Consider the following 8065-nt stretch of genomic DNA (forward strand, 5'->3'; position numbering starts at 1 on the left):
GTCGCGCGGGGTCGCCACGTAGCGGTTGGGGCCGATCTGCTCGCGCTCGATGATGATCCCGGTGACCATCCCGTCGAGCGCCGAATCGCCGAGCGACGCGCCCTGCCCGGTCAGCCGCTGCGCCAGCATCGTCCACGCCTTGCGTTGCGCCAGCCGCCAGCCGCCGAGCCGCGCCGACTCCGCGTCCTTGGCGCGCACGTCGATCTCGATGCCGCTCACCTCGAAGCTGCCCGAGCTGTCCCCGGAAGCGGCCGCCGGCTCGGCCTTGCCCGCGCCCTTGCCGGCTTGCGCGAGGGCGAAGCCGGCGGTCGCGAACAGCGCGAGCGCGGCCGTGACGGCGAAGACGGGGGAGATGCGGCGCGACATTCGCCGTCCTTTTGGCGAAGCGGGCGATCGAAGCCAAGGGTTTTGGTGAGACCCCGCTCGTATCCTCCCCCGCCAGGGGAAGGCGGTGCCGAAAGCGGCGGGGTGGAGGATGCACGACGATGGCTGGGGGAGTCCTCCGCTCCGTCATGCTTCGTATGCCACCTCCCCCGGCGGGGGAGGATTCAAAGGTTCCGATTTTCGTCACTCGGCGCTAAGCGCACGCGGATGACCGATCCCAAGCCCTATACCTATGCCCAGGCGGGCGTCTCGATCGATGCCGGCAACGCGCTGGTCAAGGCGATCGCCCCGCTCGCGCGCTCAACCCGCCGGCCTGGCGCCGATGCCGATCTCGGCGGGTTCGGCGGGCTGTTCGACCTCAAGGCCGCGGGCTTCACCGATCCGCTGCTGGTCGCGGCCAATGACGGGGTCGGCACCAAGCTCAAGCTCGCGATCGAGCATGACCATCACGACGGCGTCGGCATCGACCTCGTCGCGATGTGCGCCAACGACCTGATCGTGCAGGGCGCCGAGCCGCTGTTCTTCCTCGACTATTACGCCTCGGGCAAGCTCGTCCCGGGGGTCGCGGAGCGCGTGATCGCCTCGATCGCCGAAGGCTGCCGCCAGGCCGGCTGCGCGCTGATCGGAGGTGAGACCGCCGAGATGCCCGGCATGTACGCCGATGGCGACTATGACCTTGCGGGCTTCTGCGTCGGCGCGGTCGAGCGCGACCGGCTGCTCGACGGCAAGAAGATCGCACCCGGCGACGTGCTGCTCGGCCTCGCGTCCACCGGCGTGCACTCGAACGGCTATTCGCTCGTCCGCCGCCTCGCCGCGGACAAGGGCTGGAAGCTCGACCGCCCCGCACTGTTCGATCAGGACGTGATCCTGCTCGACGCGCTGATGGCGCCGACCCGCATCTATGTGAAGAGCCTGCTCCCGCTGCTGCGCGAAGGCCGCATTCATGGCCTCGCGCACATCACCGGCGGCGGCCTGCTCGAGAACATCCCGCGCGTGCTGCCTGAGGGCTGCCACGCCCATGTCGACGCCGGTGCCTGGGCGCAGCCGCGGCTGATGGCGTTCCTGCAGGCGCAGGGCAGCATCGAGCCCGAGGAAATGGCGCGGACCTTCAACTGCGGCATCGGCATGGTCGCGGTGGTTGCCGCCGATCAGGCGGATGCGGCCGCGCACGCGCTCGAAGCCGCGGGGGAGACCGTCCACCGCATCGGCACGATCGAGGCCGGCCAGCGCGGCTGCACCGTCGCCGGGGGCGCCGAGACGTGGAGTGCCCGCGAGGCCTGGTCCGCCACGCATAATGGCTAAGCGCCGTCTCGGCATCCTCATCTCGGGCCGCGGCTCCAACATGATGGCGCTGGCCGAGGCCGCGCGCGATCCGACGAGCCCTTACGAGGTCGCGCTGGTGGCCTCCGACAAGCCCGAAGCCCCCGGCCTCGCCTGGGCGGCGCAACAGGGTATCGCCACCTTCGCGCAATCGCCCAGGGGCATGTCCAAGGCCGACTATGAGGCGAAGATCGATACCGCCCTGCGCGAATCCGGCGTCGAGGCCATCGCCCTCGCCGGCTATATGCGCCTGCTCACCGACGAGTTCGTCGCACGCTGGCGCGGGCGGATCGTCAACATCCACCCCTCGCTGCTGCCCAAGTACAAGGGTCTCGACACCCACGCCCGTGCGATCGAGGCGGGCGACGCGGCGGGCGGCTGCTCGGTCCATATCGTCACCGAGGAGCTCGACGGCGGCGAGGTGCTGGGCCAGGCGGAAGTCACGATCCTCCCCGGCGACACGGCCGAAACCCTCGCCGAACGCGTCCTTGCCGAGGAACATCGCCTCTATCCTCGCATTGTCGCGGAATGGCTGGGCAGATGACCCCTCGCGCGGCAGCGGCGCTGGAAAAGCTCCGCGCCGCCGCGCTCGCGCTCCCCGAGACCGGCGAGAAGCTCTCGCATGGCATGCCGGCCTTCTTCATCCAGAAGGGCAAGATGTTCGCCTATTTCTGGCACCATCATCATGGCGACGACGTCACCGCCGCGATCGTCAAGACCAGCGGGACCGAGGAGCAGGCGATGCTGATCGAGATGGAGCCGGACCTCTATTACCGCCCGCCCTATTTCGGTCCGTCAGGCTGGGTCGGTATCCACCTCGACCGCGCGGACACCGACTGGGACCGTGTCGCCGACCGAGTAGCGATCAGCTGGGAGCTCGTCGCACCGCGCCGCCTGCTCGAAGCCGGCGGGCGCTAAGCTCAGGTTCGCGCACCAACTCCATGCTGTAGCGGGATATTTTCCGCGGCCCCGGCGTTGGATCTGACCAATGTCGTAACGGAGCCGTCAGTGCATTCGACCGAAACCTTCGACCGGCCAGGCGTCGCCACGGCAGAGCAAGGCCAGGTTCTGCTCGACGGGCCCGACGGGGTCGCGGTGTCGATGACCCCCGACGCCGCCGAAGCCACCGCGCACAGCCTGGTCGAAGCCGCCGCCGCCGCTCGCCGCCAGGCGACGATGCCGGCCCCGTCCACACCCGCCTGATCCGCATCCTCTTGCCTCGCCCGCTCCGGCCCACCAAACAGGGACGATGCTGAAGGTCGCCAGCTACAATATGCGCAAGTCGATCGGCACCGACCGGCGGCGGCGGCCCGAGCGCACGCTCGAGGTGCTGCGCGAGATCGACGCCGACGTCGTCGCGTTGCAGGAGGCCGACCGCCGCTTCGGCGCGCGCCAGGGCGTGATCACCCCCCACCTGCTCGAGGAGCGCAGCCCGTGGAAGGCGGTGCAGTTCGGCGTGCGCAGCGGCAGCATGGGCTGGCACGGCAACGCCATCCTGGTGCGCAAGGAGGCGCAGGTCCTCGATTGCGAGATCCTCCACTTGCCCGCGCTCGAACCGCGCGGCGCGGTGATGGCCGACCTGCGCGTCAATGGCGAGGTGCTGCGCGTGGTCGGCATGCATCTCGACCTCTCGGGGCTGTGGCGGCGGCGGCAGGCGCATGCGATCCTCGCGCATCTCGACGCCAGCGCGCGCCGGCTGCCGACGGTGATGATGGGCGACCTCAACGACTGGAGCGCGCAATCGGGCTGCCTGCGCGACTTCGGCCGCCATTTCACCTTCGCCGAGACCGGACGCTCGTTCCACGCCCGCCGCCCCGTCGCCCGGCTCGATCGGATCATGGTCTCGCCCGAGCTGGCAATCGCCGGGAGCGGCGTGCACGACAGCGCCGCGGCGCGCACCGCCTCCGATCACCTGCCCGTCTGGGCCGCGGTGGCTCGGAACTGATGCGCGATCGCGAACTCCGCCTGGCGCTGGTCTGCTATGGCGGGATCAGCCTCGCCGTCTACATGCACGGCATCACCAAGGAGATCTGGCACCTCGCCCGCGCCAGCCGCGCGCATCATGATGGCGACGCGCCGGGGCGCGGCACCGAGACTCTCTACCACGCCCTGCTCGACGAGATCGGCGAAGCCACCGGCATCCGCCTGCGCGCGATCGTCGACATCGTCGCGGGCGCCAGCGCCGGCGGGATCAACGGCGTGTTCCTGGCGCAGGCGATCGCCACCGGCCAGTCGCTCGACCCGCTCACCGACCTGTGGCTGCAGGTCGCCGATGTCGAGGCGCTGCTCAACCCCGATCACGGCCCCTCGCACAAGCTCGCCAAGGTGTGGGCGTTGCCGATCGCGTGGATGCTCGCCCGCGACGGTTCGACGGTCGACCAGACGGTCGAGAGCGGCGCGCGCGCGGAGGTCCGCGCGAAGCTCGAGAAGTTCGTGCGCTCGCGCTGGTTCGAACCGCCCTTCGGCGGCAAGGAGCTGCTCGCGATGATGCTCGACGCGCTTGACGCGATGGCGAAGAGCCCCGCCGGGCCGCGGCTGTTGCCCGCCGGACAGCCGCTCGACCTGTTCGTCACCGTCACCGATTTCCGCGGCCATCCCGAGCGTCTCAAGCTCAACTCGCCGCCCGAGGTGGTCGAGACCGAGCATCGCCTCGTCTTCTCGTTCAGCGACCATGGCGACGCGTCGGCCGAGTTCGCGCATCCCGCCGAGCTCGCCTTCGCCGCGCGCGCCACCTCGAGCTTCCCCGGCGCGTTCCCGCCCGCCACTGTCGGCGAGCTCGACGCGCTGCTCGCCGAGCGCGGCATCGCCTGGCCCGGTCGCGAGGCGTTCCTCGAGCATGTCCTGCCGCGCCAGTACGCCGCCGGCGTGGCGGACAAGGCCGCGCTGATCGACGGATCGGTGCTCGCCAACGCGCCGTTCCGCCCGGCGATCGATGCGCTCAAGGAGCGTCCCGCGCGCCGGCAGATCGACCGCCGCTTCGTCTTCGTCGATCCGACGCCCGGCCACCGCATCGGCTTCTATAGCGAGGCGCCGGACAATCCCGGCTTCTTCCAGACGATCATCGGCGCTTTGTCCGAGCTGCCACGCCAGCAGCCGATCCGCGACAATCTCGAATCGCTCGGCCTGCGCTCGGCGCGGATCGAGCGCATGCTGGCGATCGTCGAGCGCATCCGCGCCGAGGTCGAGGCGCAGGTCGAATCGCTGTTCGGCTACACGCTGTTCCTCGACTATCCGACGCCCAAGCGCCTCGCCGCCTGGCGCAGCCGCGCACAGGTCGCCGCTGCGGCCAAGGCCGGCTACGGCCATGCCGCCTATGGCATGCTCAAGGTCGAGGGCGTCGCCGACCGCATCGCGACTCATCTCCACCAGATCGGCGACCAGCCCGGCCCCGATCGCTGGCGGCGGCTGCGCGACGCGGTGGCGGCGGAGATCTTGCGCCGCGGTGCCGATGACTTCGGCGCCAGCCACCCCGGCTCGGCCAGCGCGGCAACGCTCGACCTGTTGCGCGCGCACGACCTCGGCTTCCGCATCCGCCGCCTGCGCCTGCTCGCGCGCCGCATGACCGAGCTCGACCAGGAGCATGAGAATGCCGAGCTGACCCCGATGCGCGACGCGATCTACGAATCGCTCGCCGCCTATCTCGAATGCCAGCGCACCGATCCGTTTCTGGGGCTGCGCGAGGCGGTGCGCGCCGCCGATCTCGATGCCGCTGCGCTGCTCGACGAGCTGGCGGGCCGGATGGACCTGCGCACGCTCGACCGGGAGACCGACGAGCGGCTGTCCGCGGGGCTAAGCGCACTGTCGAAGGAGATGCGCCGCCCGATGCTGCTCGCCTATCTCGGCTTCCCTTTCTTCGACATCGCGACGCTGCCGCTGCTGCAGGGCGAGGGACTCAACGAGTTCGATCCGATCCGCGTCGACCGCATCTCGCCCGACGACGCCATTTCGATCCGCAAGGGCGGCGCGCAGGCGACGCTCAAGGGCATCCAGTTCAACAATTTCGGCGCCTTCTTCAGCCGCGCCTATCGCGAGAACGACTATCTCTGGGGCCGCCTGCACGGCGCCGAGCGGCTGGTGGACATCCTTCTCTCCACCCTCCCCGCCAATGCGACTCTCGGCCCCGGCCGCATCGCCAACATCAAGCGCGACATTTTCCTCGCCATCCTCGACGAGGAGGAAGCGCGGCTCAAGACGATCCCCACCCTGTTCACGCAACTGCGCGCCGAGATCGGGTGAGGCTGGCCAAGCCGCTGCGCCCGGCCTAAAGCTACCCGAAACGACGGACAGATTGACAAGGGCGCACGTCACGGATGCAGTTTCTCAAGGCACTATTCTGGTTCCTGATCCTGGGCATCGTCGCGGCCTTTGCGGTGACCAACTGGAATCCGGTCGAAATCCAGCTGTGGAGCGGCCTCGTCGCCGATGTGAACCTGCCCTTCCTGTTGCTGGTGGTGTTCCTCGCCGGCTTCCTGCCGATGCTCCTCGTCTTCCACACCGTGCGCTGGCGGCTGCGCCAGCGGATCGGCATGCTCGAGCGCACCGTCGAGGAACTGCGCAACCTCCATGCCACGGCGACCCCGGCGATGCCGATCCAGCCCGATCCCGCGCCGGAACCGACCGAAACCCCCGCCGCACCGCCGCTGGTGACGCCATGAGCAGCCCCATCTACGTCGCGCTCGACACGCCCGATCTCGAACGCGCCAAGGCGATCGCCAAGCGCGTCCGCCACCATGTCGGCGGGATCAAGCTCGGGCTCGAATTCTTCATGGCCAATGGCCGCCACGGCGTGCACGAGATGGCCGAGATCGGGCTGCCGATCTTCCTCGACCTCAAGTTCCACGACATCCCCAACACCGTCGGCAAGGCGGTGCAGGCGCTGCGCCCGCTCGAGCCCGCGATCATCACCGTCCACGCCGCGGGTGGCCGAGCGATGCTCGAGGACGCCAAGGCCGCCGCGCCCAACGGCACCAAGGTGGTCGCGGTGACGATGCTCACCAGCCTCGACGCCAGCGATTTGCGCTCGATCGGCCTGTCGCCCGATCCGCACGAGCAAGTCGTCCGCCTCGCCGAGCTCGCCCGGTCCGCCGGCGTCGACGGCATCGTCTGCTCGGGCGAGGAAGTGAAGGCCGCGCACGAGGCGTGGAAGGACGGCTTCTTCGTCATCCCCGGCATCCGGCCCGCCAATGGCCAGATGGGCGACCAGAAGCGCGCCGTCACGCCGCGCGCCGCGCTCGACGCCGGCGCCTCGATCCTGGTGATCGGCCGCCCGATCACCCAGGCCGCCGATCCCGATCTCGCCGCACGGGAGATCGAGGCGACGCTTTGAGACCGATGGTCACGGTCACGATCCGTCCCGCGGTTGAAGCCGACTTGCCTCGCCTTCACCCCGTGGTCGAGCGCGCCTATCGCGGCGAGAGCGCCCGTGCCGGCTGGACGCACGAGGCCGATCTCGTCTCCGGCGAGCGCACCAACCTCGCCACCCTGCGCTCGCTGCTCGACGGCGGCAGTCGCCTGCTGATCGCGCTCGACGGCGACACGATCCTCGGCTGCGTCAACGTCGCCGATCGTGGCGATGGTCTCGCCTATCTCGGCCTGCTCTGCGTCGATCCCCAGCTCCAGGCCGGCGGCATCGGCAAGCAGCTCGTGGCGGCCGCCGAAGCCGCCGCGCGCGACGGTTTCGCCGCCACGCGCATCGAGATGACCGTGATCGATCGCCGCGCCAAGCTGATCGCCTGGTACCTGCGCCACGGCTATGCTGCGTCGGGCGAGACGCGTCCGTTCCCCATCCCGCTCGACCCGCCGCTGTCGATGGTCGTGCTGGTCAAGCAATTGGCCGGCTGAGCCACGCCACACCAACTTCCGCTTGCCGAATCGGCTCCATCGCCCGATTGACGACGACGATGCCGGTCACCGCCAAGATCTGCGGCCTTTCCACCGCCGCGACCCTCGATGCGGCCGTGGCCGGAGGCGCCAGCCATGTCGGCTTCGTGTTCTTCCCGCCCTCGCCGCGGCACGTGACCTTCGACCAGGCCGCCGCGCTCGCGGCACGCGTTCCCGCGCGGGTCGGCAAGGTCGGGGTATTCGTCGATCCCGAAGACGCGCTGCTCGACCAGGCGATCCGCGCCGCGCGGCTCGACGCGATCCAGCTCCACCGCACCACGCCCGAGCGCGCCGCGCAGATCGGCGCCCGCACCCGCCTGCCCATATGGGCGGCGGTCGCGGTCAAGACCCGCGCCGATCTCGACGCCGCCGACAGCTATCGCGGCGCGGTCCAGCGGCTGCTCTACGACGCCAAGGTGCCCGACGAGGCCAGGCTGCCCGGCGGCATGGGCCTGCGTTTCGACTGGACCTTGCTCCAGGG

The 8065-nt window shown here is 70.0% G+C and carries 10 protein-coding genes and 1 pseudogene; 10 read left to right on the forward strand and 1 reads right to left on the reverse strand.

Going from position 1 to position 8065, the window contains the following annotated elements; all coding sequences use genetic code 11:
• Positions 1 to 366: pseudogene (locus ABDV68_RS16970) on the reverse strand (heavy-metal-associated domain-containing protein); the annotation flags it as partial.
• A 225-nt stretch (positions 367 to 591) separates the two neighbouring features.
• On the opposite strand from ABDV68_RS16970, the gene purM reads away from it, so the two are divergent.
• The 10 genes from purM to ABDV68_RS17020 all read left to right on the forward strand — a co-directional run.
• Complete coding sequence (purM, locus tag ABDV68_RS16975) at positions 592 to 1686, forward strand: phosphoribosylformylglycinamidine cyclo-ligase (protein ID WP_343521287.1); 1095 nt, start codon at positions 592 to 594, stop codon at positions 1684 to 1686.
• Positions 1679 to 2248, forward strand: a complete 570-nt coding sequence (purN, locus tag ABDV68_RS16980; RefSeq protein WP_343521288.1) for a phosphoribosylglycinamide formyltransferase — start codon at positions 1679 to 1681, stop codon at positions 2246 to 2248. Before purM ends, purN begins: the two co-directional genes overlap by 8 nt.
• Positions 2245 to 2622, forward strand: coding sequence for an MmcQ/YjbR family DNA-binding protein (locus ABDV68_RS16985; RefSeq protein WP_343521289.1), 378 nt, complete (start codon positions 2245 to 2247; stop codon positions 2620 to 2622). Before purN ends, ABDV68_RS16985 begins: the two co-directional genes overlap by 4 nt.
• A 90-nt stretch (positions 2623 to 2712) precedes the next feature.
• Entirely contained in the window at positions 2713 to 2907 is a 195-nt protein-coding gene (locus ABDV68_RS16990; protein ID WP_343521290.1) for a hypothetical protein, read from the forward strand.
• 46 nt (positions 2908 to 2953) lie between these two features.
• The gene (locus ABDV68_RS16995) at positions 2954 to 3649 is read left to right on the forward strand and encodes an endonuclease/exonuclease/phosphatase family protein (protein ID WP_343521291.1); all 696 of its coding nucleotides are present in this window, start codon (positions 2954 to 2956) and stop codon (positions 3647 to 3649) included.
• Entirely contained in the window at positions 3649 to 5940 is a 2292-nt protein-coding gene (locus tag ABDV68_RS17000; RefSeq protein WP_343521292.1) for a patatin-like protein, read from the forward strand. The genes ABDV68_RS16995 and ABDV68_RS17000 overlap by 1 nt, the downstream gene beginning before the upstream one ends.
• Positions 5941 to 6014: 74 nt before the next feature.
• Positions 6015 to 6359 carry a lipopolysaccharide assembly protein LapA domain-containing protein gene (locus ABDV68_RS17005; RefSeq protein WP_343521293.1) on the forward strand — a complete coding sequence of 115 codons (345 nt, stop codon included), beginning with the start codon at positions 6015 to 6017 and terminating at the stop codon, positions 6357 to 6359.
• Positions 6356 to 7030 carry an orotidine-5'-phosphate decarboxylase gene (gene pyrF / locus ABDV68_RS17010; RefSeq protein WP_343521294.1) on the forward strand — a complete coding sequence of 225 codons (675 nt, stop codon included), beginning with the start codon at positions 6356 to 6358 and terminating at the stop codon, positions 7028 to 7030. The genes ABDV68_RS17005 and pyrF overlap by 4 nt, the downstream gene beginning before the upstream one ends.
• A 5-nt stretch (positions 7031 to 7035) precedes the next feature.
• A complete protein-coding gene (locus tag ABDV68_RS17015) occupies positions 7036 to 7545 on the forward strand; it encodes a GNAT family N-acetyltransferase (protein ID WP_343521296.1) in 510 nt (169 codons plus the stop codon).
• Positions 7546 to 7604: 59 nt separating this feature from the next.
• Positions 7605 to 8065 (forward strand): phosphoribosylanthranilate isomerase (locus ABDV68_RS17020; RefSeq protein ID WP_343521295.1); only part of this gene is annotated, 461 nt, incomplete at its 3' end.

This window comes from Sphingomonas sp., assembly GCF_039595165.1.
In the GTDB taxonomy this organism is placed as follows: Bacteria; Pseudomonadota; Alphaproteobacteria; order Sphingomonadales; family Sphingomonadaceae; genus Sphingomonas.

Coding starts and splice junctions, on each gene's coding strand:
- purM (WP_343521287.1), top strand. CDS start 592: ATGACCGATCCCAAGCCCTATACCTATGCCCAGGCGGGCGTCTCGATC.
- purN (WP_343521288.1), top strand. CDS start 1,679: ATGGCTAAGCGCCGTCTCGGCATCCTCATCTCGGGCCGCGGCTCCAAC.
- ABDV68_RS16985 (WP_343521289.1), top strand. CDS start 2,245: ATGACCCCTCGCGCGGCAGCGGCGCTGGAAAAGCTCCGCGCCGCCGCG.
- ABDV68_RS16995 (WP_343521291.1), top strand. CDS start 2,954: ATGCTGAAGGTCGCCAGCTACAATATGCGCAAGTCGATCGGCACCGAC.
- ABDV68_RS17000 (WP_343521292.1), top strand. CDS start 3,649: ATGCGCGATCGCGAACTCCGCCTGGCGCTGGTCTGCTATGGCGGGATC.
- ABDV68_RS17005 (WP_343521293.1), top strand. CDS start 6,015: ATGCAGTTTCTCAAGGCACTATTCTGGTTCCTGATCCTGGGCATCGTC.
- pyrF (WP_343521294.1), top strand. CDS start 6,356: ATGAGCAGCCCCATCTACGTCGCGCTCGACACGCCCGATCTCGAACGC.
- ABDV68_RS17015 (WP_343521296.1), top strand. CDS start 7,036: ATGGTCACGGTCACGATCCGTCCCGCGGTTGAAGCCGACTTGCCTCGC.